The 21,458-nt window shown below is 63.4% G+C and carries 22 protein-coding genes and 1 pseudogene; 9 read left to right on the forward strand and 14 right to left on the reverse strand.

Going from position 1 to position 21,458, the window contains the following annotated elements; all coding sequences use genetic code 11:
* Positions 1 to 571: 571 nt before the first annotated feature.
* The gene (locus IB272_RS18840; RefSeq protein ID WP_034798488.1) at positions 572 to 757 is read right to left on the reverse strand and encodes a hypothetical protein; all 186 of its coding nucleotides are present in this window, start codon (positions 755 to 757) and stop codon (positions 572 to 574) included.
* A gap of 328 nt (positions 758 to 1,085) precedes the next feature.
* Here IB272_RS18840 and minC point away from each other — a divergent pair, with 328 nt between their 5' ends.
* The 3 genes from minC to minE all read left to right on the forward strand — a co-directional run bounded on the left by minC (position 1,086) and on the right by minE (position 3,026).
* Positions 1,086 to 1,838 carry a septum site-determining protein MinC gene (gene minC, locus IB272_RS18845; protein ID WP_034798390.1) on the forward strand — a complete coding sequence of 251 codons (753 nt, stop codon included), beginning with the start codon at positions 1,086 to 1,088 and terminating at the stop codon, positions 1,836 to 1,838.
* A gap of 115 nt (positions 1,839 to 1,953) precedes the next feature.
* Entirely contained in the window at positions 1,954 to 2,769 is an 816-nt protein-coding gene (minD, locus tag IB272_RS18850) for a septum site-determining protein MinD (RefSeq protein ID WP_034798389.1), read from the forward strand.
* A complete protein-coding gene (gene minE, locus IB272_RS18855) occupies positions 2,766 to 3,026 on the forward strand; it encodes a cell division topological specificity factor MinE (protein WP_034798387.1) in 261 nt (86 codons plus the stop codon). The genes minD and minE overlap by 4 nt, the downstream gene beginning before the upstream one ends.
* Positions 3,027 to 3,174: 148 nt before the next feature.
* Here the strand turns inward: minE and IB272_RS18860 are convergent, their stop codons facing one another.
* Positions 3,175 to 4,242: a cupin domain-containing protein gene (locus IB272_RS18860; protein ID WP_348646794.1), complete on the reverse strand. Its 1,068-nt coding sequence runs from the start codon at positions 4,240 to 4,242 to the stop codon at positions 3,175 to 3,177.
* A complete protein-coding gene (locus IB272_RS18865) occupies positions 4,160 to 5,251 on the reverse strand; it encodes a citrate synthase/methylcitrate synthase (protein ID WP_034801767.1) in 1,092 nt (363 codons plus the stop codon). Before IB272_RS18865 ends, IB272_RS18860 begins: the two co-directional genes overlap by 83 nt.
* Positions 5,252 to 5,326: 75 nt before the next feature.
* Here IB272_RS18865 and IB272_RS18870 point away from each other — a divergent pair, with 75 nt between their 5' ends.
* From IB272_RS18870 to IB272_RS18880, 3 genes and pseudogenes are all read left to right on the forward strand, one after another.
* Positions 5,327 to 6,457: a citrate synthase gene (locus IB272_RS18870; RefSeq protein WP_060584600.1), complete on the forward strand. Its 1,131-nt coding sequence runs from the start codon at positions 5,327 to 5,329 to the stop codon at positions 6,455 to 6,457.
* A gap of 326 nt (positions 6,458 to 6,783) precedes the next feature.
* Entirely contained in the window at positions 6,784 to 7,230 is a 447-nt protein-coding gene (locus IB272_RS18875) for a hypothetical protein (RefSeq protein WP_090425993.1), read from the forward strand.
* Positions 7,231 to 7,423: 193 nt separating this feature from the next.
* Positions 7,424 to 8,587 (forward strand): annotated as a pseudogene (locus IB272_RS18880) (Do family serine endopeptidase); the annotation flags it as partial.
* Positions 8,588 to 8,683: 96 nt separating this feature from the next.
* On the opposite strand, the gene IB272_RS18885 reads toward IB272_RS18880, so the two are convergent.
* Positions 8,684 to 9,715 carry an AraC family transcriptional regulator gene (locus IB272_RS18885; RefSeq protein ID WP_034801707.1) on the reverse strand — a complete coding sequence of 344 codons (1,032 nt, stop codon included), beginning with the start codon at positions 9,713 to 9,715 and terminating at the stop codon, positions 8,684 to 8,686.
* 196 nt (positions 9,716 to 9,911) lie between these two features.
* On the opposite strand from IB272_RS18885, the gene IB272_RS18890 reads away from it, so the two are divergent.
* Positions 9,912 to 10,973 (forward strand): alpha/beta fold hydrolase, encoded by a 1,062-nt coding sequence (locus IB272_RS18890; RefSeq protein WP_034801709.1) that lies wholly within the window; start codon positions 9,912 to 9,914, stop codon positions 10,971 to 10,973.
* A gap of 126 nt (positions 10,974 to 11,099) precedes the next feature.
* Here the strand turns inward: IB272_RS18890 and IB272_RS18895 are convergent, their stop codons facing one another.
* Complete coding sequence (locus IB272_RS18895; RefSeq protein WP_060644430.1) at positions 11,100 to 11,741, reverse strand: dihydrofolate reductase family protein; 642 nt, start codon at positions 11,739 to 11,741, stop codon at positions 11,100 to 11,102.
* Positions 11,742 to 11,848: 107 nt separating this feature from the next.
* On the opposite strand from IB272_RS18895, the gene IB272_RS18900 reads away from it, so the two are divergent.
* Together IB272_RS18900 and IB272_RS18905 are read left to right on the forward strand one after the other, a co-directional pair.
* Entirely contained in the window at positions 11,849 to 12,172 is a 324-nt protein-coding gene (locus tag IB272_RS18900; protein ID WP_060521861.1) for a metalloregulator ArsR/SmtB family transcription factor, read from the forward strand.
* Between the two features lie 9 nt (positions 12,173 to 12,181).
* Positions 12,182 to 12,661, forward strand: coding sequence for an SRPBCC family protein (locus tag IB272_RS18905; protein WP_034801716.1), 480 nt, complete (start codon positions 12,182 to 12,184; stop codon positions 12,659 to 12,661).
* Between the two features lie 141 nt (positions 12,662 to 12,802).
* Here the strand turns inward: IB272_RS18905 and pcaD are convergent, their stop codons facing one another.
* From pcaD to IB272_RS18950, 9 genes are all read right to left on the reverse strand, one after another.
* Positions 12,803 to 13,588: a 3-oxoadipate enol-lactonase gene (pcaD, locus tag IB272_RS18910; RefSeq protein WP_134886316.1), complete on the reverse strand. Its 786-nt coding sequence runs from the start codon at positions 13,586 to 13,588 to the stop codon at positions 12,803 to 12,805.
* A 164-nt stretch (positions 13,589 to 13,752) separates the two neighbouring features.
* Complete coding sequence (locus IB272_RS18915; RefSeq protein WP_210339469.1) at positions 13,753 to 15,087, reverse strand: MFS transporter; 1,335 nt, start codon at positions 15,085 to 15,087, stop codon at positions 13,753 to 13,755.
* Between the two features lie 36 nt (positions 15,088 to 15,123).
* Positions 15,124 to 15,912: a benzoate diol dehydrogenase BenD gene (gene benD / locus IB272_RS18920; protein ID WP_034801719.1), complete on the reverse strand. Its 789-nt coding sequence runs from the start codon at positions 15,910 to 15,912 to the stop codon at positions 15,124 to 15,126.
* Positions 15,909 to 16,937, reverse strand: coding sequence for a benzoate 1,2-dioxygenase electron transfer component BenC (benC, locus tag IB272_RS18925; RefSeq protein WP_034801720.1), 1,029 nt, complete (start codon positions 16,935 to 16,937; stop codon positions 15,909 to 15,911). Before benC ends, benD begins: the two co-directional genes overlap by 4 nt.
* A 34-nt stretch (positions 16,938 to 16,971) precedes the next feature.
* Complete coding sequence (gene benB / locus IB272_RS18930; RefSeq protein ID WP_034801721.1) at positions 16,972 to 17,460, reverse strand: benzoate 1,2-dioxygenase small subunit; 489 nt, start codon at positions 17,458 to 17,460, stop codon at positions 16,972 to 16,974.
* Positions 17,457 to 18,815 carry a Rieske 2Fe-2S domain-containing protein gene (locus IB272_RS18935; RefSeq protein WP_134886315.1) on the reverse strand — a complete coding sequence of 453 codons (1,359 nt, stop codon included), beginning with the start codon at positions 18,813 to 18,815 and terminating at the stop codon, positions 17,457 to 17,459. The genes benB and IB272_RS18935 overlap by 4 nt, the downstream gene beginning before the upstream one ends.
* Positions 18,816 to 18,915: 100 nt before the next feature.
* On the reverse strand, positions 18,916 to 19,854 hold the full coding sequence (gene catA / locus IB272_RS18940; protein WP_034801723.1) for a catechol 1,2-dioxygenase: 939 nt from the start codon (positions 19,852 to 19,854) through the stop codon (positions 18,916 to 18,918).
* A 75-nt stretch (positions 19,855 to 19,929) separates the two neighbouring features.
* Positions 19,930 to 20,220 carry a muconolactone Delta-isomerase gene (catC, locus tag IB272_RS18945; RefSeq protein ID WP_034801725.1) on the reverse strand — a complete coding sequence of 97 codons (291 nt, stop codon included), beginning with the start codon at positions 20,218 to 20,220 and terminating at the stop codon, positions 19,930 to 19,932.
* 10 nt (positions 20,221 to 20,230) lie between these two features.
* Positions 20,231 to 21,412, reverse strand: a complete 1,182-nt coding sequence (locus IB272_RS18950; protein ID WP_060584588.1) for a muconate/chloromuconate family cycloisomerase — start codon at positions 21,410 to 21,412, stop codon at positions 20,231 to 20,233.
* Between the last annotated feature and the right edge of the window lie 46 nt (positions 21,413 to 21,458).

Consider the following 21,458-nt stretch of genomic DNA (forward strand, 5'->3'; position numbering starts at 1 on the left):
AAGAATAATAATTTGTTCCGAATCCACGCTAATTTCAGCGCATCACGCTTGATAAATTTCATTAACAATCAATGTATGATCGACATCAACGCCATACAATTCAAAGAGGCACCGACCATTATCAATTCTATAGTACAAATAGCAGAGAATCACCCTCTATGTGACTGAGACGCCTTCGTGCGCTCTCAAGGCAAACCCATCTGCCCCGCCACGCTTTCTGCCCGCACCGCCCATCAGTCACGGGGCAACCGGCCAAGAAGCAGTTTGTTCCCTTCCCTGTTGCCGCAGCGTACGCATTTCAGCGCCGGGCCGATGGAATTGAGAGAGACGCCCCATCCGCGCCTGTTTGCAACAAGCCGGCGATCGATCCGCCCCTGGTGTCGACATTTCCCGCATTGCGCCACGAGCACGTACCATTCCGGCAAGAGTTCCAAGGTCGCCCCGTCAACGGTGGCGTCTTCGCGCGGCATCAGGTCGATGCTTCGACGATGCCTCATGTTCATTCCTCTCGAAGCTTCGACTCGCTTCGCCCGTCATCCAGCTGCCGGGCCTTGAGCGGCCCGCTCCTTCGTCAGCGTGCGGAACCGTCGAGCCGAAGCGAAAGCTGGACACCGCCACGCTTCAGCCGCGGCAACGGCGGCGCCATGTCGATGCGGCCGAAGGTGCGCTTGCGCCATTCGGCCTCGCGTTCCCGCTTCTTTCGGGCGGCCGCAACGGCGGCCATGGCGCGTTCGATCACTTCTTCCGTGTGGGTCATGGTCTCCATCCGACTCATGGGAACCTCCGCTTTGTTCTTGTTATGTTCTTATTTTAGCGTTCCAATGTCAACTCCCCTCATGAGCCCGGACGAATCGCCCTTGCCGTATCGAGGCTTTCTGCGTCGCTCGGCGCCGGGCGCAGGGTCTGATCGGCCGAAGCCAAGGCGACGATGGGCAAAAGAGCGGCTTTTTCTGCCACCCGATTTTCCTTGTTTTCCAGCGGCCGGCGACCGGTCCTCAGCGCCGCCTCATTAACCTTCGCATTGCCGAATTAACCATTTGTTAACCATTTGATCGATACACCGAAGCAACGGAAAATTTACCAAGATGAATGATGTGTTAACCGAATCCCGGCCGATCCGCCTCAAGGGGCGATCCTTCCTTGCGCTAGCGCTGACCCCCGAGCTTCCGCTCGAGGATTGGCTCACCCGCCTCGACCATCTCGCCTCCCGCTCCGCCGGTTTCTTCCTGCGACGCCCGGTCGTGCTTGATGTCGACGGCCTTGATATCGACCGGTCGCAACTGCGCGAACTCGTCGACCAGCTCGGCAAGCGCAATGTGCGCATCATGGGCATCGAAGGCGCGCGCCAGTCTCTGCTCGGCGCTGACCTTCCTCCCGCGATGACCGACGGTCGCCCGGCGGCGGACTACGAAGCCAAGATGGCGGAACAGGCCGAAAAGAGCGAGACGCCGGAAGCGGAAGCAGCCGCGGAAACCGTGATCACGGCAGAACCGCTTGCCACCAAGGCGACGCCGTCGATCGTCGTCACCCAGCCGGTGCGCTCCGGCCAGTCGCTGTTCTTCCCCGAAGGGGACGTGACGATCATCGGCTCGGTCGCCTCGGGCGCCGAAGTCGTCGCCGGCGGCTCGATCCACATTTACGGCGCGCTGCGCGGCCGGGCGATGGCCGGCACCACGGGCAATGCTTCGGCGCGGATCTTCTGCCGCAAGCTCGAAGCGGAATTGATTGCGATCGACGGCTTCTACAAGACGGCCGACGACATGGAGCAGAATCTGCGTGGCAAGTCCGTGCAGATCTGGCTCGACGGCGAACAGCTGAAGGCCGGAACGCTCGGTTAGGCCGAGGCAAGGAAAGGTGTGGATGCTTGCCATCCGCATCTGGTGATTCAGGTCGATCCGGCCGGGGTCACGAGGACGTAGGCGAAGGCGAATTCTTAGATACTTGGAGAGACGAATGGGCAAGGTAGTCGTAGTTACATCGGGCAAGGGCGGCGTCGGCAAGACGACGTCCAGCGCCGCACTGGGCGCCGCACTCGCTCAGAACGGCGAGAAAGTCGTCGTCGTGGACTTTGACGTCGGTCTGCGCAATCTCGACCTCGTCATGGGCGCGGAACGCCGCGTCGTCTATGACCTGGTCAACGTGATCCAGGGCGAGGCCAAGCTGTCGCAGGCGCTGATCCGCGACAAGCGCTTGGAAACGCTCTATCTGCTGCCGGCCTCCCAGACCCGCGACAAGGACAACCTGACGCCGGAAGGTGTCGAGAAGGTCATCGCCGCCCTTCAGAGCGCCTTCGACTGGGTCATCTGCGACAGCCCCGCCGGTATCGAGCGTGGCGCCACGTTGGCCATGCGCCACGCCGACATCGCGATCGTCGTGACCAATCCGGAAGTCTCGTCGGTGCGCGATTCCGATCGCATCATCGGCCTGCTCGATTCCAAGACGCTCAAGGCGGAAAACGGCGAGCGCATGGAAAAGCACCTGCTGCTTACCCGCTACGACCCGGTACGCGCCGAGCGCGGCGACATGCTGAAGGTCGACGACGTGCTCGAAATCCTGTCGATCCCGCTGATGGGCATCATTCCGGAAAGCGCCGACGTGCTGCGCGCGTCCAACGTCGGTTCGCCGGTCACGCTGGCCGACACCCGCTCGGCCCCGGCGCTCGCCTATTTCGAGGCGGCTCGCCGACTGAAGGGCGAGGCCCTGCCGATCAACATCCCCGGCGAGAAGCGCAGCTTCCTCGGCAAGATCTTCGGAAGGAAAGCGGCATGAACCTTTTCCGTTTCTTCTCCCGCACACAGTCAGCGCCGGCCGCCCGCGAACGGCTGCAGGTGCTGCTCGCCCATGAGCGCGCATCCGCCGGCGATAGCGATCTCGTCACCAAACTGCGCGACGAAATCCTCCAGGCGATCTCCAAACACATGCAGATCGACGACGACAAGGTCCGCGTAACGATGGAACGCGGCCCCCAGGTCTCAACGCTCGCCGTCGATATCGAGATCCCCTTCGACGCAAAGAAGGCGGCCTAAGGGCCGCCAACTTATTTGGGAAGCAACGTTCCTCTCGGCCGACTTCCTGTTTTCAGATACGGCAGCATCCAGCGGGTACTGCCGTATGTTTTTGTTTGAGACTAGTACTCCGGGGCGACACCGAAGACGAACTCCACCTTGTCGCCCGTCATGTTGAAATATTGGTGATCGAAACCCGCCGGAAGCCGTCGCGCGGGTTGAGCTCGAACCAGACCTGGCTTTCGGCATCGGGCACATGGATGTTCAAGATACCCGACACCAAGTAGAGGCATTCGTCACCCTTGTGGCGCTCCATGCCGGTGCGTTTTCCCGAAAGCAGCGTCGTCTTGCCGACGGTGAGCTGATCGGTCGCGCAATAGAGGCCGGTATAGGCGCCCTGCGTTTGCCGATCGAGGCTTAAGAGCAGATCGGCATCGCGCATCGAATGGATTGTCCTGGCCTTCCGCTGGGCGTCGGCGTCCATCGGCCAGCGACCGATGGACCCGCTCTGGCCATAGCGCGATTGCTCGATCTCGATATAGGGCTTGGTGCGCGCATAGGGGCCTGACGTGCCCTTGGCCGGCGGCGGCGCGAAGAATTCCAGCACGCGGACCTGCTCGTTGCCAAGGTTGAAACCGTGGTGCCAAGTTTCCTTGCGGAAGAACAGCGCCTCGCCTTCCTTCGCGATGCAGAATTCACCCGTCTCGGGGTTGGCAAGGCCAAGTGTACCGCTCAGCACGTAGAGAACCTCGTACGCCCCGAAGATCGCGGGAGGCCATCGTATGCTTGAAGCAGCCGCCGGGCTGCATGAAGACGATCTGGTGAATGCTTTCCGTCGAGGCGTAGATCCAGCCGTCAACGAGACCGGCATTTTCCTCGCCCCAGAGATGCCGCGTGACGCCGGCATAGGGGATGTGGCTAGGACGATCAAAGACAGGACGGGGAGACGGCTTGTATCCCATTGGTAAACTCCTTGGTTCTGGGCGCGAAGCGGCGCGCCGATGTGGGGGGGGGAGGTCAGTCTGCGCCGTCTCGCCGACGACGGTCGCCCGTTTTGCGACCGTCCTTGGTTTCGATGACTTCCGCGACCTGAAGGCGTTCTTTCAACAACACCTGCGAAATGCGCGGATGGTCTCCGCCTCAGCATAGAACACTCACGCGGCCTGTTGCGGCAGCGGCCCGACATAGAGCGAACGCGGCCGGATAAGGCGGCCTTCCAGCGCCTGCTCGCGGGCATGGGCGATCCAGCCGACGGTGCGACCGATCGCGAACACGCCGGTGAAGGCGTCGCGCGGGAAGCGCAGCGCATCGAGCAGCAGCGCCGTGTAGAACTCGACGTTGACGTCGAGCGGGCGGTCGGGCTTGCGCACCTTCAGGACGGCGAGCGCCGATTGTTCGACCTCTTCTGCCAGTCGAATGCGATCGCGGTTGGCCGGATGCGCAGCGATCAGTCGTTTCAGCGCGCCCTTCAGCGCATCGGCGCGGGGGTCGCGGACACGATAGACACGGTGGCCAAAGCCCATCAGCCGTTCGCCGTGGTCGAGCGCGTCGGAAAGCCAGGCCTCCGCATTCTCAGGCGTTCCAATCGCGTCCAGCATGTCGAGCACCGGACCAGGCGCGCCGCCATGGAGCGGCCCCTTGAGCGCCCCGATGGCGGCAAGCACCGAAGAGGTGAGACCGGCCTTGGTGGAGGCGACCACGCGTGAGGCGAAGGTCGAGGCGTTGAGGCCGTGGTCCGAGATCGTCACCAGATAGGCGTCGAGCGCCGCCACTTCTTGTCTGCTCGGCACCTTGGCACAGAGCATCGCCAGGATATCGGCGGCGTGCGACAGCGCCGGCGTCGGCGCGACCGGAGCTTCACCGCTCTTCATGCGCAACGCCGCCGGCAGGAAGACGGCCGGCGCGGCGAGCAGACGTAGGGCCGTATCGAGGTCCTCCCCATCCGGGAGCCGGGCGATGAGCGCGCGCATGATGTCGACCGGCGGCAGTTCCAGCAACGCATCGTCGATGGCGCCAACATGGGCGAACACTTCCGCTCGCTTCTCACCCAGCCGCTTCGCGAGTTCAACCCGGTCCGGCATCGGCCCCAGCAGCCCCTCGAACAACAGCGCCACGACATCCTCATAGCTTGCGTGGCCGGCCAGGTGATCGAGCGAGACGCCGCGGATGATCAATTGACCCGCCTCGCCGTCAACATGGGAGAGCTGCGTTTCGGCGGCGACGACGTCTTCAAGTCCGTTCTTCATCATCAAGTTTCTCCTTTACGCCGAGGATGATCCGACCTAGACCTATTGACGTCAATCTTGATGCTATTGATCAACATGAATACACTCTGGATCACAGCCGAAGAGGCGCTCGCCAAGCTCGGCAGCAAACGGCAGACGCTCTATGCCAATGTCAGCCGCGGCCGCATTCGCGCCAAGCCCGACCCCGCCGACCCGCGCCGCAGCCTCTACCAGGCCGACGACGTGCACCGGCTGGCCGAGCGCCACGCCGGCAGGCGGCAGGCGGCGGTCGTGGCGGCCGAGACGATCCGCTGGGGCGAGCCGGTACTGCCAACGACGATCTCCAGCATCGCCGGAGGGCAGCTCTCCTACCGCGGCAGCAACGCGATCGAACTTGCCACCACAGCGACCCTGGAGGAGGTCGCCGCCCTGCTCTGGCTGACACCGGCGGCGGTTGTTGTTCCAGCGCGCGATCCCGGCAGCAGCCAATCGCGGCTAGCAACGACCTTTACGCTTCTCGCCGGGCGCATCGAAGCCGACCTGCCGGCGCTCGGACGCAGGCCCGCCATCCTGAAGGCCGAGGCCGCCGAGGTGCTGGCGACCGTTGCCGCCGGACTTGCGCCGTCGCGGGAAAATGTGCCGCTGCACGAGCGCCTGGCGCACGGCTGGGAGCGGCCGGAGGCGGCGGAGCCGATCCGCCGATGCCTGGTGCTGACGGCGGAACACGAGCTCAACGTTTCCGCCTTTGCAGCACGGGTCACCGCGTCGTCCGGCGCCGCACTTTCCGCCGCCACACTTTCGGGGCTTGCCACCCTCACCGGCCCCAGGCACGGCGGCGCCTGGCTGAGCGTCACGCGGCTTGCCGAACAGGCGGCCGTGGGCGGGGTGCGCGAGGCGATCCGTACCATGCTGTCTTCGGACGGCGTGGTCCGGGCTTTCGGCCACCGGCTCTATCCGGACGGCGACCCGCGCGCGAAGGCCATCATGTCGAGCTTCGACGTGCCGCCGCTCTATGCCGCGCTGGCCGAGGCCGGCGAGGAACTGCTCGGAGAACCGGCCAATCTCGACTTCTCTCTGGCGGCGCTCGCTGCTGCCTATGATCTACCCGATGACGCGCCGATGGTGATATTCGCCCTTGCACGCACCGTCGGCTGGCTCGCGCACGCAATGGAACAGGTCGTCAGCGGCGATCTGATCCGGCCGCGCGCCCACTATGCCGGATCGTAGCTCCTCCTCCGCGCCCTCAGCCCTAAGCTCGATTGACTAGAAAAGGCGCGGGCGGGCGGCCGCAAAAGGGCCACAATACGCGCCTGGGGAAAGAATATCCGTCAATCTGGAGCGAATTGGCCTTTATTAAATAATGTTAATGAAGCGGATTTCCGGAGATGTTTACCGAAATATTACGCGTTATTAACATGACGGCGGCGCACGGAAGTAATACCTTCATTTTCGAGGCTGAATATTGCCGGCGACCGCTTCGGCCGTGACGCGACAATAGGAGACAGCCTCGAACGGAAGCGCGCGGCGCTTCCTTCAATTCAGGAGATGCAGTCATGCGCTCGCCCTTCAAGACCACCACCATCGCAACCGTCGCCCTCGTTCTCTTAAGCGGCGCCGCCTTTGCTGCCGATCACCACGATTTCGGCCGCGACAACGACAAGGGTGCCTATACCGGCGATTACTACCAGGGCATTTTCGCCCAGGACGACATGGCAACCCCGGCCATGCCGGTCTACCGGACACCGACCCACATTGCATCGACGCGGCTCGATCACGTCCTGCATGAACTCCGGGTCGACAACCACCGCATCAACGCCGACCACGAACAGGGCAAGCTGACGGCAGCAAACTACCGGAAGCTTGAACGCGAAGACGGTGCTGTGCGCGCCGACGCCGTCAAGACCGCCGCCGCCCATCACGGCATGCTGCCGGCCCAGTCCTACGCCCGGCTCCAGGGTGACGTTCGCCATCTCGACCGCGACATCGCCCGAATGGCTTGACCGACACGTTGAGGCTCACCCGTCTTCGGGTGAGCCGTAACCGATGGGGCCGGGCCTGCTCAAGGGCCTGGTCCTTCGGTAACCAGACCGCCCCTTAATCCAATGCCGGCCGACGGTGCCCGCAGACCCGACCTGCCTCGGGCTGCGTCCGGCCAAGTTCGTCCGGCAAACAGGCAGCGAAAGGAACAGGATCATGTCAAACATTCTCACGAGGTATCGAGCTGCCGCCCTCCTTGGCGCAGCCGTCATCATTGCGCCCTTGTCTGTAGCAGCCTTCACAGGCCATGACGTGGCCGCTGCGGCGGCCAGTCCGGCCGTTGCAGTCCCGGCCACATCCGGCGGATCCTTCGCGCCGGTCGTGTCGGCAGACAAGCCGGCGGTCGTCACCGTGACGACCGTGATCAAGGCCGACAACGCCGGTGCGAGCGAACCGTCGCAACCGGGCGGAAATTCGCCCTTCGACGAACAATTCCGCCAATTCTTCCACGATCAGGGCATCCCCTTGCCGGACCAGGCGCCTGAGCAGCGTCAGCGTGAACGGGCCGAAGCGCTCGGCTCCGGTTTCATCGTGACCGCGGACGGCTACGTCGTCACCAACAACCACGTCATCGACAAGGCATCGAGCATCATGGTGACGCTCGACGACGGCACGCAAGTGCCGGCCAAGCTTGTCGGCGCCGACCCGAAGAACGACCTCGCAGTCCTGAAAATCACGGCGCCGAAGCCGCTCGCAACAGTTGCCTGGGGCGATTCCGACACCTTGCGGGTTGGCGACCAGGTGCTGGCGATCGGCAACCCGTTCGGCATCGGCACGACGGTCACGTCGGGGATCGTCTCGGCGCGCGGCCGCGACCTGCACAGCGGTCCCTATGACGATTTCATCCAGATCGACGCCCCGATCAACCACGGCAATTCCGGCGGACCGCTGGTCGACGCAAAGGGCCAGGTGGTCGGCATCAACACGGCGATCTATTCGCCGAACGGCGGTAGCGTCGGCGTCGGCTTCGCCATCCCCTCGGACCAGGCGCAAAAGGTCGTCACTGAGTTGATGAAGGATGGTTCGATCCAGCACGGCTTCATCGGCGTGCAGATACAGCCGGTCACGGCTGATATCGCCGACGCCATCGGCCTTGCCCAGCCTGAGGGCGCGCTCGTTGCCGGCGTCAGTGGCGGAACGCCCGCGGCCAAGGCCGGCATCAAGGCCGGCGACATCATCATCGCGCTTGGCGGCAACCCGGTGAAGTCGCCGCGTGACCTGTCGCGCATGGTCGCCGACCTCTCGCCCGGCACCTCGAAGAACCTGAGCCTATGGCGGACCGGCAAGACGAAGGATGTTGCGATCACGATCGGCGACAATGCCGCAGACCAGCAGTAACCGTCGCAAGTACGTCACCGCACACCTTGCCTCCAACCAGCCCGGCCGCACCGCGGCCGGGCATCGCCATGGCATCAGTCAGGCGGCAAGCGCTCCGGTCCGGTTCTGCTCGCGCCAGGCGACGGGGCTCAAGTCGGTGACGCGGCGAAACTCGCGATTAAAATTCGATTTCGTCTGAAAGCCGGATTCCAGCATGGCCGCGGTCACCGACATGTCGGTTTCGCGCAACAGCCGGCAGGCCTCAGCAATCCGGATATCGTTGATGTATTGCGAGACGTTCTTGCCCGCCAGCCGATTGACGGCGGTCGATATCTGCCGGGCGGGCAGGCCCGCGCGCCGCGCCAGACGTGACAAGGTGAGGTTTTCGTCGCGGGCCAGTTTCTGACTGACGAGCAGTTGATCGATCCTGTCGAGGATTTCGCGGTCCTGCGGCTTTGCAACAGGATCCTCGTCGGTGACCGCGCCGGCGGCCGGAAGCGCACGCGCACGGTCCGCGACCATGGCTGTCAGCCCGATGAAGAGCAGGCCCAGCAAGTTCGCGTTACTGACGATGAGGCCGATATTCGCGCCCCTCGTCCATTCGAAATCCAGAAGGATCGCAAGATCGAAGAGCGCCGAAAGGCAGAGCGAGAACGCGGCAATGAGCAAGGCGCGGTGCGCCGCGGCCGCACCTTCGAAGCGCGCTTCCTCCAGCGCATCCGTACCGACGCGCGCCAGGTTCAGGAGCGCCAGCGCGTATCCGACATATTCGACGATCAAGGCGAAATCGATGTAGCGCGGCGCGAACAGCACGAGCGCGAACATACCGATCGTCGGCGCCGCATGGACCCACCCCGCCGCAGCAGCACTGCGCTCGTCTCTGCGGATCAGGCTGTGGAAACTCGCAAGCACCAGCGGCGGCACACCGCTCGCAAGCACCGGCAGCGCAAACTTCAACGCAGTGACGTCATAGCCCCAACGCAGCCCGACGATCACCGACTGGAGCGCACAGAGCGCCACCAGAGCGAGGAACGGCCGGTTGCGCCGCCCTGGCTCGTCGCCATGCAGCATGAACGCAAGCAGGATAAGAAGCAGCAAGGCGACGACGAACGGGAGCGGCAGAAAGATCAAGGCATGTCCTTCAGACAAAGGCGGGCAGACAAAGGCGGGCAGACAAACGGCAGGCAGGCGAGCGGCAAGCAGGCATTTCGATGGGCGGATCATTGCCCAGATCGCGATTCGGGACGACCTCAATCGCGATCGAGGACGCGGACAAGCGGGGCGTCGGTGACGATCGGCCGTCTTTTCCAACACAGCGAGATGCCCAATGCCCCTCCTCCAGTTCATTCCCGCCGCTGCCTTCCTTCTGAGCCTGGCCGCCTCGGCGCAAGCCGATGACGTCGGCGTCCGCGAGATCGACGTTGCCGCACCGAAGCGGGAACGCCAACTCGCCGTCACCGTCTGGTATCCCGCCAAAGCCGGCGGTGAGCCGGTGCTTGTCGGCGACAATCGCATCTTCGAGGGATCGCCCGCATCGAAGAACGCCCCCTTGCGCGAGGGCCGGTATCCGCTGGTGGTTCTGTCCCATGGTTCGGGCGGCCGCGTCGAGGCGATGAGCTGGCTTGCGGCCGAGCTCGCGGCGGCCGGCTTCATCGTCGCCGGCCCCAACCATCCCGGCACCACCAGCGGCGACTCGACGCCTGCCAACACGCCGAAGCTTTGGGAAAGGACGGCCGACCTCTCGGCATTGATCGACACGTTCACCCGGGATCCGCAATGGAGCGCTGCAATCGACCCCGGGCGGATCGCCGTCCTCGGATTCTCTCTCGGCGGCTCGACCGCCATGGAGATTTCAGGGGCAAGAGCGAGCCTCGAGGCCTATGCCGGCTACTGCGACAGCTACGGCAAGTGGGATTGCGCCTGGTTCGTCGGCGGCAGGGGCTATGTCGACGACACGCCGGTCGACGTCGACAAGCTCGATCTTCGCACCGTCGACAAGGCGCGTTTCGAGCAGTCGAACCGGGATCCTCGGATCAAAGGCGCCGTACTCGTCGACCCCGGCCTCGCCCAGGCCTATGTGGAAGACAGCCTCAAGGCGATCGCGATCCCGATGCATTTCATCAATCTCGGCAGCAAGGAGACGATCCCGCTTGCGGTCGCTTCCGAGCCGCTGGCGGCGCTGACGCCGAAGGGCTCCTATGCCACGGTCGCCGGAGCAGACCACTTCAGCTTCCTGCCGATATGCAAGGACGGCGCTGCCGAACTGCTTGAATCCTTCGGCGAGGTCGATCCGATTTGCGGCACGACGGAACGGCCGCGCGCCGATATTCATGCCGAGATCAGCAAGCTGACCCGCGAGGCCCTGCAGAAAACACTGGCGAATCGATAGCATCGTCATACTGGCCGCAGGGCGATGACACGCGTCGCCCTGTGCTCGGTCTGTTCGATTTCGGTCTTGCCCGGAGAGATGGCATCGTCCGAGGAGACGAGAAGCTGCCATCGCTCTGGTCCGCTGCTAGCGCTGAAACGTGAGGTGGACAGTCCCACTCTCGGCCGTTTCTGCCTTGACGGTGTAGCCGGCCTCCAACCCGCGCAGATCGTCCCAAAGACGGATACCCCGCCCGAGCAGGATGGGTGCGATCGCCACATGCAAGCTATCGACAAGGCCTGCCTTGAGATAGGCGCGCACGACCGTGGGTCCGCCGCCAATACGGACATCCTTACCGTCCGCAGCGCTCGTCGCCTGCCGGAGTGCATCGGCAAGGGACGTGTTCAGAAAATGAAATGTGGTGCCTCCGGCCATCTCGATCGGAGGCCGCGGCATGTGCGTGAGCACGAAGACCGGGACGCGAAACGGAGGTTCTTCCCCCCACCAGCCGCGCCAGTCGGGATCGTTTGGGTGAGCGTGAAATCCAAACATGGCGGCACCCATAATCTCAGCACCGATGTTTGAGAAGTATGACTGCGCATATTGCTCATCGACGCCCGTGGTGCCCGCTCCGGACGTGTCCTTGAACACGCGCTCCCGCATCGTTCGGGTCGCAGCATAGGCGGCAACCAGACGCGGCCAATCAGCGCCAAACGGATTGTCCGGGGTCTGATCTGTGGTTGTCGCGAAACCGTCCAGGGAAATGTTGAGATCGACACGAACTGCCATTGGTCTCTCCTAATAGTAAGGTAGATGCCTTATTAATTTCACCCGAATACAAAGGCAAGTACCTTATTATCATTGACGCGCGTGCGCGGTCCGCTTTAGTGTGGCGCATGCCCTATCATTCGACCCCGCTTGACCTTGCCTTCCATGCACTCAGCGACCCGACGCGCCGCGCCGTTGTTTCACGGCTTGCGGACGGGGAGATGCCCGTGAGTGTCCTTGCCGAGCCCTTCGACATGGCACTGCCCTCCTTCGCCCAGCACCTCAAGGTGCTTGAAGATTGCGGACTTATCGCAAGCGAGAAACGTGGCCGCAGCCGCTGGTGTCGGTTGGAGCGGGGGCGCTTCGAAGAGGCGGCAACCTGGATGGAAGCGGAGCGACGACGTTGGGCCGAACGGCTCGACCGATTGGAAGCCTATCTGGACAAGACGTAGGGAACGGCAATGGAACCGATTTTTGAGACCTGGTCGCCCGACCGCGAAATCGTTTTGGTCAAGGTGCTGAAGCACCCGCGACAAAAGGTTTTCGCCGCCTGGATGGACCCGCAAGCGCTGGCACAATGGTATGGCCCGGCTGGCTTCAGCATCGAGAACCATGAGGCTGACATCCGTGAGGGCGGGGTATGGCGCTTCGACATGGTGGGCGAGTTTGATGGTCGGCAGCAGCGCTTCCCCAGTCTGATGCGCTTCCTGAAGATCGTGCCCAACGAATTGATCGTAGTGGACTATGGCACTGCTGAGCCCGACGACCCCGATCGCTTCTATATGACGATTACTTTCGATGAACAGGCCGACGGCAAGACCGTGCTGACCCTGCGCCAGCTTCACCCAAGTCGCGAGCGCCGCCAAGCGGTCATCGACTTCGGCGCGGTGGAGTACGGGCTGCAGACGCTTGACAGTCTGGCCGCCTGGCTCGATGGCTGACGCGGCCCGCCTGGACGTTGGTCGCCGCCTTCATGATTGACCGCTTTCAGGATTGTTCGGAGCCACGTCTGAGCTTGCGACTGGCACCGTCGGCGAAGCCGTCGCCGCTCGTTCCGATCAAGTGACGGATCTGCGCGGCACCTATGGCCGAAGGAAGTCGAGAAGCTCCGAATTGAAGGCCTTTGCCGACTCGATATTGACGATATGCCGACCAGGCAGCGACAGGTGCCGGCCTCGCTGCACCCGGGCGGCGATATATTCGAGGTCCGCCGGCGGGCATACCGGATCGCCGTTGCCGGAGATGGCGAGCACGGGGTTGGCAATCGCTACGATCTCCTCCCTCAGATCCGCGCCCGCGAGCGCGGTGCAGCCACCGATGTAGCCGTCCGTCGAGGTGGCGGTGAAGGCGCCCAGAATGCGATCGACGGCTTCTGCATGGCTGGCTGCAAACTGCGGGGTGAACCAGCGTTCTGCCGTGGCCGCGGCGAGCCCTGCGAGACCGTCCGCCCGAACGCTGTCGATGCGGGTGGCCCAGCTCTCGGGCGTCCCGATCCGCGCCGCCGTGGCACAGAGCACGATCTTGTCGAAACGTTTGCCGGCATGGATACCTAGCCATTGTCCGGTCAGGCCCCCGATCGACAGGCCGCAGAAATGTGTCCGCTCGATCCCCAGGCCATCCATGAGCGCGAGCACATCCTGGCCGAGGTCGGAGAGCGCATAGGGCGGCGGCGGCGCCGAGGACTGGCCATGACCGCGGCGATCGTAGCGCAGCACGCGGAAATGGGGCGACAGATCGGCGATCTGCGCATCCCACATGGAGAGGTCGGTGCCGAGCGAATTGCAGAAGAGCAGCCAGGGCGCGTTGCCGCTCTGGTCGCCTTCGATGCGGTAGTGAAGGCGATGGCTGGACAAGTCGAGATAGGCCATGAAACAGGAACTCCAATCGGGAAAGCCGCCAGCAATGGCGGCTTTGTCGTTCTTGGCGCAACATCGCGCCTCGGGTGGTACGCGCGCTGCAATAGGTAGATATCGACAGCGCGCGCTCAAGGGTGGCAACCGATCCCTTCGCGGCCCGGCCGCCTCGCCTCGATCTATGCCGCCGCCAGTCGCGCGATCTCCACGCGGCGGGCGTTGCTGACCGCGAAGACCAGCATGGCGACAGCCGAGATCGCCGCCGGTACGGCGAAGATCGCGAAGTTCTGCTGCAGCGGAAGCTCCTGCGCCAGGAGCACGCCGCCGAGCGTCGGGCCGACGATCGCGCCGATGCGACCGACACCGGAGGCCCAGCCCAAACCGGTGGAGCGAACCGACAGGTTGTAGAGCTGCGCCACGCTGGCATAGAGCAGGATCTGCGTGCCGATCGTGGTGGCGCCGGCAACAAAGACCATCAGAAACAGGACACCCGTCGGCGGATTGAAGCCGATCAGCGCGATCGAGAAGGCGGCGGCAACGAAGAAACCGACCACCACCTTGGGCAGGCCGAAGCGGTCACCGAGCCAACCGCCGGCAATGGCGCCGACCATGCCGCCGAAATTCAGCGAGAACAGGCTGAGCAGGCTCGCCTTCTCGGCATAGCCAGCTTCCTGCAGCACCTTCGGCAGCCAGGACGACAAGAGATAGACGAGCAGTAGGCAGCAGAAGAATGCGACCCAGAGCATCACGGTGCGCAGGGTCCGCTGATGGCGGAAGAGTTCCAGCACCGATGCCGGGGCCCCCTTCCTCTCGGAGAAGACCAGCCTGTCGGTGGTACCGAGACGCGCGTTCGGATCGATCTTGGCATAGATGCGTTTGGCCTCTTCCTGCTTGCCCTGGCGGATAAGGAAGCCGAGCGATTCCGGCAGCTTCCAGAGGATCACTGGCAAGAGGAGCAGCGGCACGGCGGCGATGAAGAACATCGGCTTCCAGCCATAGGACGGGATGAGGCCGATACCGAGGCCGGCAGCGACCATGCCGCCGACGGAATAGCCGGAGAACATCAGCGCCACCAGCGTGCCGCGCAGACGCTTCGGCGCATATTCGTTCATCAGCGCCACCGCATTCGGCATCAAGCCGCCGCAGCCGAGACCGGCGAAGAACCGGAAGATCTTGAATTGCTCCGGCGAATTGGCAAAGCCGGTCAAAAGGGTTGAGAGCGTAAACAGCAGGAAGCTGATGGCGATTCCCTTCTTGCGGCCGATCCGGTCGGCGAGCGGGCCGAAGATCAGCGCCCCGAACATCATGCCGAACAGCGCCCAGGCCTGCAGCGCGCCGGCCTGCGGCTTGCTCAGGCCCCATTCGGCAATCAGCGTCGGCAGCACCGTGCCGGCGACGAAGACGTCGTAACCGTCGACGATCAACAGCAGCGCCGAGAGCACTACCACCATCCACTGGAAGCTCCCAAGCGGGCTCCCGTCAATTGCTTCATTCACATCGATCGTGCGCATCATCTCCTCCCCAGGTGTTAGCGCGTTGAAAAAGGTCCGTCAGCCGAGATCGCCGCCGGCGACCGGCAGAACACTGCCGGTGATGTAGGAGGCCTCGTCGGAGGCCAGGAACAGGATCGGCGCCGCTTGCTCTTCGATGCTGCCGTAGCGTTTCATGAAGCTCGACTGCTTCACCTGGGCGACGACGTCGCCCATCCAGGCCTTCTCGGCCTCATTGTCGCCTTCGGCATTGCGCGGGATGCGGCGCGGCGGCGCCTCGGTTCCGCCCGGCGCTGTGGCAACGACGCGGATGTTGCGGTCGGCAAGCTCCATCGCCAGCGACTGGGTGATGGCATTGACGCCGCCCTTGGCCGCCGAATAGGGCACGCGGTGAATGCCGCGCGTGGCATTGGACGACACGTTGACGATGGTGCCGCCACCGCGGGCAAAGAGATGCGGCAGCACCGCATGGCAACAGTAGAGAGTCGGCATCAGCGAGCGGCGGATCTCTGCATCGATCTGCACCGGTTCGAATTCGGCAAAGGGACGCATGCGGATGGCGCCGCCGACATTGTTGATCAGGATGTCGATGCCGCCGAATTTTTCCGCGGCAAAGTGCATTGCTGCGGCTGCCCCCTCGTGCGTTTCAAGATCGGCTACGAAGGCAGCCGCCCATTCACTGCCGGCCTCCGCCGCCACCTCGGACACGAAATCGGCACGGTCGACAAAGAGAACCTTGCCGCCTTCAGCCACGGCACGCAGCGCCACGGCGCGGCCGATCCCTTGCGCGGCACCGGTGACGACGATTGCCTTGCCGGCAAACCGTCCTTCGAAACGAGCGGAGGTCATGCTGCCTCCTTCGCCACCGCATTGGGCGTGAACTTCTCATAGTGGAAACTGTTGGGCCTTACGCCGGTGTCGTCGAGATGCTTGCGCACTGCGTCCACCATAGGCGGCGGGCCGCAGAGATAAACGTCGACATCGCCGCCGTTCAGCACGTCCTCGGGCATGTGCTGGGTCACCCAGCCCTTGCGCGGATGGCTGGAGGCGACATCCGCCACCACCGTGTCAAAGGTGAAGTTGGCAAGCCGCTTGGTATAGGCTTCGATCTCGTCGACAAGCACCAGATCGAGGTCGCGGGTGACGCCGTAGATCAGATGCACTTTCTGCTCCGGGTTGGTGCGGGCCAGAACCTCAAGCATCGACAGGAACGGCGCAAGACCGGTGCCACCGGCGAGGAAGAGCAGGGGGCGCTGAACCTCGCGCAGATAGAAACTGCCGAGCGGCCCGGTCAATTCCAGTTTCGTGCCGACTTCGGCGTGTTCCAGCCACGTGCTCATCAGCCCGCCCGGGATCTTCTTGATCAGGAAGCCGACGCGCGTCTCGCCCGATGCCGAGGAGAAGGAATAGGAACGGCTCTGGCCGCTGCCGGGCACGTCGATGTTGACGTACTGCCCCGGCAGAAAGGCCGGCGCTGCAGCGCCCTCGATATCCAGTTCGAGCACGATCGCCGCATCGTTGTGCGGGACGACGCTTGCCACACTCGCCGTAAACTTCTGCTGTCCGGTCTTACAGGCCGCTGCTGTCGTCGGCACCGCGATGACGCAGTCGCTCGACGGCTTCATCTGGCAGGTCAGCACCAGTCCGCTTGCCGCCTCGTCCGCTGTCAGCGCATCGTCGATGAAGTCGTCGCCGAGGTCGTAGGCGCCGCTTTCGGCGCGGCACTTGCAGGTGCCGCAAACCCCGTCCGAACAGTCCATCGGCAGGTTGATCTTGTTGCGGAAGGCGGCGTCGAGCACCTTCTCATCGTCCCTGCATTCGACGAAGCGGGTGACGCCGTCCTCGAAATTCAAAGCGATCCTGTAGCTGGCCATGGTTGTTCCTCCCATTCCTGTCAGGCGACGGCCGTCAGATGTGGTAGACGTCGATGACCTGGCGGATGTAGTCGTTCTTCAACACGATCTTCTTCCGTGAGATCAGCAGTTCACTGCCGCTCTTGCGGAGCGTGACGAACATGGTCCCGAAGAAGTGGTCGGTGACCTTGTAGCGGTGGTTGAGCGTGTGGAAGTTGTAGCGGAAGTCCGCCTCCTCGCCGCGATCGGCCACAAGCTCGACATTGGTGACGTTGTGGCTTGTGCGCGGCTCCGGCGTGGACGCTCCAGAGCGTTCGGTCTTGATGCGAAAGACGCGATCTTCCAGGCCATCGCGGCTCGGGTAATAGATCAGCGAGATCTGCGACTGCGGATCTTCGGTCAACTGATCGTCGTCGTCCCAGGCCGGCATCCAGTAGCTGACGTCCGGCGCATAGCAGGTCAGCCATTCGTCCCATTGCCGGTCGTCGAGCAGGCGCGCTTCGCGATAGAGGAAGGCGCAGGCGGTGTCATAGGAGATCGTCATGCGACCGCTCCCTGCTTTTCGGAGGCAAGTGCTGTGCGCATCACCTTCGCCCAATATTCGTGCTGGCGGACAAAGAGGCCTTCGTCTTCGCTGCGCTCGCCCGAGAGCAGCGGTGCGATGCCCATGCGCCTGGCGTTCTCATCCGGACCGTCGATCCAGAGCGGCGCACCGCGAGAGAGATCGTTCCAGAGCGCGGTGATGCCGGCGTAACCCTGCTGGCAGGCGCGGAACTCCTCGAGATCGTCGGCCGTGCCCATGCCGGAGACATTGAAGAAATCTTCGTATTGGCGGATGCGCAGCGTGCGATCGGCCGCATTTTCACCCTTCGGCGCGAAGCAGAAGATGCTGATCTCGGTCTTGTCGACGCTGATCGGACGGGTGACGCGGATCTGCGTGCTGAACTGGTCCATCAGGAAGACGTTCGGATAGAGGCAGAGATTGCGGGTCTGGTTGACGATGAAATCCGCCTGCACCTCGCCGACGCGCGCCTTGATCTCCTCGCGGTGGCTGTAGATCGGCCGGACCTCCGGGTTCATGGTGTTGGTCCAGAGCAGGATGTGGCCGTTGTCGAAACCGTAGACGCCGGCAATCGAGCGGCTCCAGCTCGAGGCATCGACCGCCTTTGTGCCCTCCTCGTTGCGCCGGCCCATAGTGGCGGCATAGTTCCAGTGAACGGAGCTGACGTGATAGCCGTCGCAGCCGTTCTCCATCTGCAGCTTCCAGTTTCCGTCGTAGATATAGGAGGAATTGCCGCGCAGTACCTCGAGACCGTCAGGCGCCTGGTCGACGATCTGGTCGATGATGACTTTCGTTTCGCCGAGATAGTCCTCGAGCGAGGTGACATCAGGATTGAGGCTGCCGAACAGGAAGCCGCGATAGCTCTCGAAACGGGCAACGCGCTTCAGGTCGTGCGAACCGTCTTTGGCAAACTGCGGCGGATACTGCGTCGTCTTCTCGTCCTTCACCTTCAGGAGCTTGCCGGTGTTGGAGAAGGTCCAGCCGTGGAAGGGACAGGTGAAGCTGCCCTTGTTGCCGTGCTTGCGCCGGCAGAGCATGGCGCCGCGATGGGCACAGGCATTGATGACGGCGTGCAGTTCGCCCGTCTTGTCACGGGTGACGACAACCGGCTGCCGGCCGATATAGGTGGTGTAATAGTCGTTGTTCTCGGGGATCTGGCTCTCGTGGGCGAGATAGACCCAGTTGCTCTCGAAGATGTGCTTCATCTCCAGCTCGAAGAGGTTTTCGTTGGTGAAGATGTCGCGGCGGCAGCGGAACGTGCCGGCCTCATGATCGTCCTCGACCGCGGTGGCGAGCAGGTCGTCGAGGGCTTGGGCTTTGTCGATAACGGCGGACATGGTTCTTCTCCCGCAAACGGCTGATCCGTGCTCGGCTCTAGCGATTGCAACAATGTCTGATGTCAGGGGGCGGCGGCTCAGTCGGCCGCCGCAGAGGTGATCAGGCGGCGGCGCGCTTACGCTGCTCGTTGATCTGGTTGTCGACGCCGTTCACCAGTGAGGTGAGATGGATGTCGAATTCGATCTCGGCGAAGGGGCCGGAGAGGTTGTTCGCCTTGATGCTCGCCTCGTCGGTCCGCTCGGTGACGTCAGGCACCAAGCCATCCCTCGTCGCATAGGCGAAGTCGTCGTTGACCAGCGGGTCGCCGGCGATGTTGATCTGGGTCGTCAGCTTGCGGTGCCCATCGGCGCTGATGAAGAAATGGATGTGGGCCGGGCGCTGGCCGTGACGGCCAAGGGCGGAAAGCAGCTGCTCTGTCGGGCTTCCCGGAGGCACGCCGTAGCCGTGCGGCACGATGCTTTGAAACTTGTAACAGCCCTTGGCGTCGGTGACGATCGTGCGGCGCATGTTGAACGGCGCCTGCAGGCCGGTCGGGTCGAAGTGCGAATAGAAACCGCGGGTGTCACAGTGCCAGACTTCGACCGTCGCGCCCTTCAGCGGCTGGCCGTCGGCATCATAGACGGTGCCGTGCATGATCAGCGTCTGGCCATTGGTGTCGCGGCCATCGTCGAGACGGGCGAAGCCTTCCGAGGCCGGTGCGCCGGCGACATAGAGCGGACCTTCGATGGTGCGCGGCGTCTGATTCTCGATGCCGAGCGCTTCGTCGATCGCGTCGAGACGTTCATCGAGGAAGTGATCGAGGCCGAGGCCGGGCGAGATCAGGCCGGCCTGGCCGGCAGCGCCGATCTCGTTCAGCCAGGCAATACCGGTCCAGTATTCGTCCGGGGTGATGTCGAGATCGTCGATCGCCTTGAACAGGTCAGACATCAGCCGGTGCACGATCTCTTTGACACGCGGGTTGCCGCCGTCCTTGTCGAGGCCGCTGAGAACCTTCAGGAAAGCTTGAGTCTCCGGCTTGTCGAAAATCTTCACGTTCATATCAATTCCTCCACTTGGATTGTCTTGAAGCTCAAGCCGCTTGCCAAACCTCCCGGCCGCGGCACGCACAAATTCTCAGCTATCGTCCTCGCGGATCGAGGATGGGTGCCGAAGCAGCGGCGTGACCTCGATCTGCATGAACTTGAACAGCGGCAGCCCCGAGAGGATCTCGTGCAGCTCGGCATTGTCCTTCACGTCGAAGACGCTGTAGTTCGCGTACTGCCCGGCGATCCGCCAGATATGCCGCCACTTGCCGCTCTGCTGCAGCTGTTGCGAATAGGCCTTTTCCCGGGCGAGGATCTCCGCCGCCTGCTCGGCAGGCAGATCGTGGGGAATGCGAACATCCATTCTGACGTGAAACAGCATGGCTCAGTCCTTACTTCGCAACGCTGATCGTCTTGCGCAGCCCGTCGCGCGCGAAGAATTTCAGCCGATCTTCATCGAGTTCGATCCCGAGCCCTGGAGCATCCGGCACCGTCAGCTCGAAGTCGCTGTAGTCGAGCGGCGTCGCCAGAATTTCCTCGGTCAAAAGCAGCGGACCGAAGAGCTCCGTGCCCCATTGCAGCTTGGCGAAGGTGGAAAACACGTGGGCTGACGCCACTGTGCCGACACCACCTTCCAGCATCGTGCCGCCATAGAGTTCAATGCCCGCGGCATCGGCGATGACCGCCACGCGCTGCGCATTGAACAGACCTCCGCTCTGTTCGATCTTGACCGCGAAGACGTCGGCCCCCTTGGTCTTGGCGATCTCGAAGGCGCTCTCGGGTCCGGTGAGGGACTCGTCGGCCATCAGCGCCAGCGGGAAACGGCGGACGAGGCGACCGAGCGCTGCGGTCGAAGCCACCGGCTGCTCGACCAGTTCACATCCGGCATCGGCGAGCGCTGCCATGCCGTAGGCGGCCTCAAATTCGCTCCAGGCCATGTTGACGTCGACGCGCACCGCGCCGCGCTCGCCGAGCGCCTTCTTGATCGCCGCCACATGGGCGATATCGTCCTTCAGCGGCCTGGCACCGATCTTCAGCTTGAAGATCCGATGACGGCGTAGCTCGAGCATCTTCTCGGCCTCGGCGATATCCTTGGCCGTGTCACCCGACGCCAGCGTCCAGGCGACCGCCAGGCGCTTGCGCAGTGCCCCGCCGAGCAGTTCGCTGATCGGCAGACCCAAGCGCTTTCCATGGGCGTCGAGCAGCGCCGTTTCCACCGCGCTCTTGGCGAAACGGTTTTCCTTGATCGCCTTGCCGATGCGCGCCATCAGCGCCTTCACGTGGGTCGCGTCCTCACCGACCATGACAGGCGCAAAATAGGTATCGATCGCAAGCTTCATGCTTTCCGGGCTCTCGCCGCCATAGGCAAGCCCGCCGATCGTCGTACCCTCGCCAATGCCGACCGTTCCGTCGCTGCAATGGACCTTCACCAGCATCAGCGTCTGGCCGGTCATGGTCGCGACCGACAGCTTGTGCGGCCGGATGGTCGGCAGGTCGACCAGCATGGTCTCGACCCGTTCGATCACGGGGAAGAGGGCTGCTGTCGGGGCGATGGGTGCAAGGGTCGTGTTCATGACCTGAATGTGCGCCCACGCAGCGGGTGACGTCCAACACCAAATA

Source organism: Ensifer sp. ENS08, from assembly GCF_014852195.1.
Classification (GTDB): Bacteria; Pseudomonadota; Alphaproteobacteria; order Rhizobiales; family Rhizobiaceae; genus Ensifer; species Ensifer adhaerens.

Bases quoted from the DNA above. Each gene is read 5' to 3' on its own strand.
- IB272_RS18875 (WP_090425993.1), top strand. From the start codon at position 6,784: ATGCGCTCGCCCTTCAAGACCACCACCATCGCAACCGTCGCCCTCGTT.
- pcaD (WP_134886316.1), bottom strand. From the start codon at position 13,588: ATGGCCTATCTCGACTTGTCCAGCCATCGCCTTCACTACCGCATCGAA.
- IB272_RS18870 (WP_060584600.1), top strand. From the start codon at position 5,327: ATGAATACACTCTGGATCACAGCCGAAGAGGCGCTCGCCAAGCTCGGC.
- benD (WP_034801719.1), bottom strand. From the start codon at position 15,912: ATGACCTCCGCTCGTTTCGAAGGACGGTTTGCCGGCAAGGCAATCGTC.
- IB272_RS18935 (WP_134886315.1), bottom strand. From the start codon at position 18,815: ATGTCCGCCGTTATCGACAAAGCCCAAGCCCTCGACGACCTGCTCGCC.
- catC (WP_034801725.1), bottom strand. From the start codon at position 20,220: ATGCTGTTTCACGTCAGAATGGATGTTCGCATTCCCCACGATCTGCCT.
- IB272_RS18840 (WP_034798488.1), bottom strand. From the start codon at position 757: ATGACCCACACGGAAGAAGTGATCGAACGCGCCATGGCCGCCGTTGCG.
- minC (WP_034798390.1), top strand. From the start codon at position 1,086: ATGAATGATGTGTTAACCGAATCCCGGCCGATCCGCCTCAAGGGGCGA.
- benC (WP_034801720.1), bottom strand. From the start codon at position 16,937: ATGGCCAGCTACAGGATCGCTTTGAATTTCGAGGACGGCGTCACCCGC.
- IB272_RS18890 (WP_034801709.1), top strand. From the start codon at position 9,912: ATGCCCCTCCTCCAGTTCATTCCCGCCGCTGCCTTCCTTCTGAGCCTG.
- benB (WP_034801721.1), bottom strand. From the start codon at position 17,460: ATGACGATCTCCTATGACACCGCCTGCGCCTTCCTCTATCGCGAAGCG.
- IB272_RS18865 (WP_034801767.1), bottom strand. From the start codon at position 5,251: ATGAAGAACGGACTTGAAGACGTCGTCGCCGCCGAAACGCAGCTCTCC.
- IB272_RS18860 (WP_348646794.1), bottom strand. From the start codon at position 4,242: ATGCCCGCGAGCAGGCGCTGGAAGGCCGCCTTATCCGGCCGCGTTCGC.
- IB272_RS18905 (WP_034801716.1), top strand. From the start codon at position 12,182: ATGGAACCGATTTTTGAGACCTGGTCGCCCGACCGCGAAATCGTTTTG.
- catA (WP_034801723.1), bottom strand. From the start codon at position 19,854: ATGAACGTGAAGATTTTCGACAAGCCGGAGACTCAAGCTTTCCTGAAG.
- IB272_RS18895 (WP_060644430.1), bottom strand. From the start codon at position 11,741: ATGGCAGTTCGTGTCGATCTCAACATTTCCCTGGACGGTTTCGCGACA.
- IB272_RS18950 (WP_060584588.1), bottom strand. From the start codon at position 21,412: ATGAACACGACCCTTGCACCCATCGCCCCGACAGCAGCCCTCTTCCCC.
- minE (WP_034798387.1), top strand. From the start codon at position 2,766: ATGAACCTTTTCCGTTTCTTCTCCCGCACACAGTCAGCGCCGGCCGCC.
- IB272_RS18915 (WP_210339469.1), bottom strand. From the start codon at position 15,087: ATGATGCGCACGATCGATGTGAATGAAGCAATTGACGGGAGCCCGCTT.
- IB272_RS18900 (WP_060521861.1), top strand. From the start codon at position 11,849: ATGCCCTATCATTCGACCCCGCTTGACCTTGCCTTCCATGCACTCAGC.
- minD (WP_034798389.1), top strand. From the start codon at position 1,954: ATGGGCAAGGTAGTCGTAGTTACATCGGGCAAGGGCGGCGTCGGCAAG.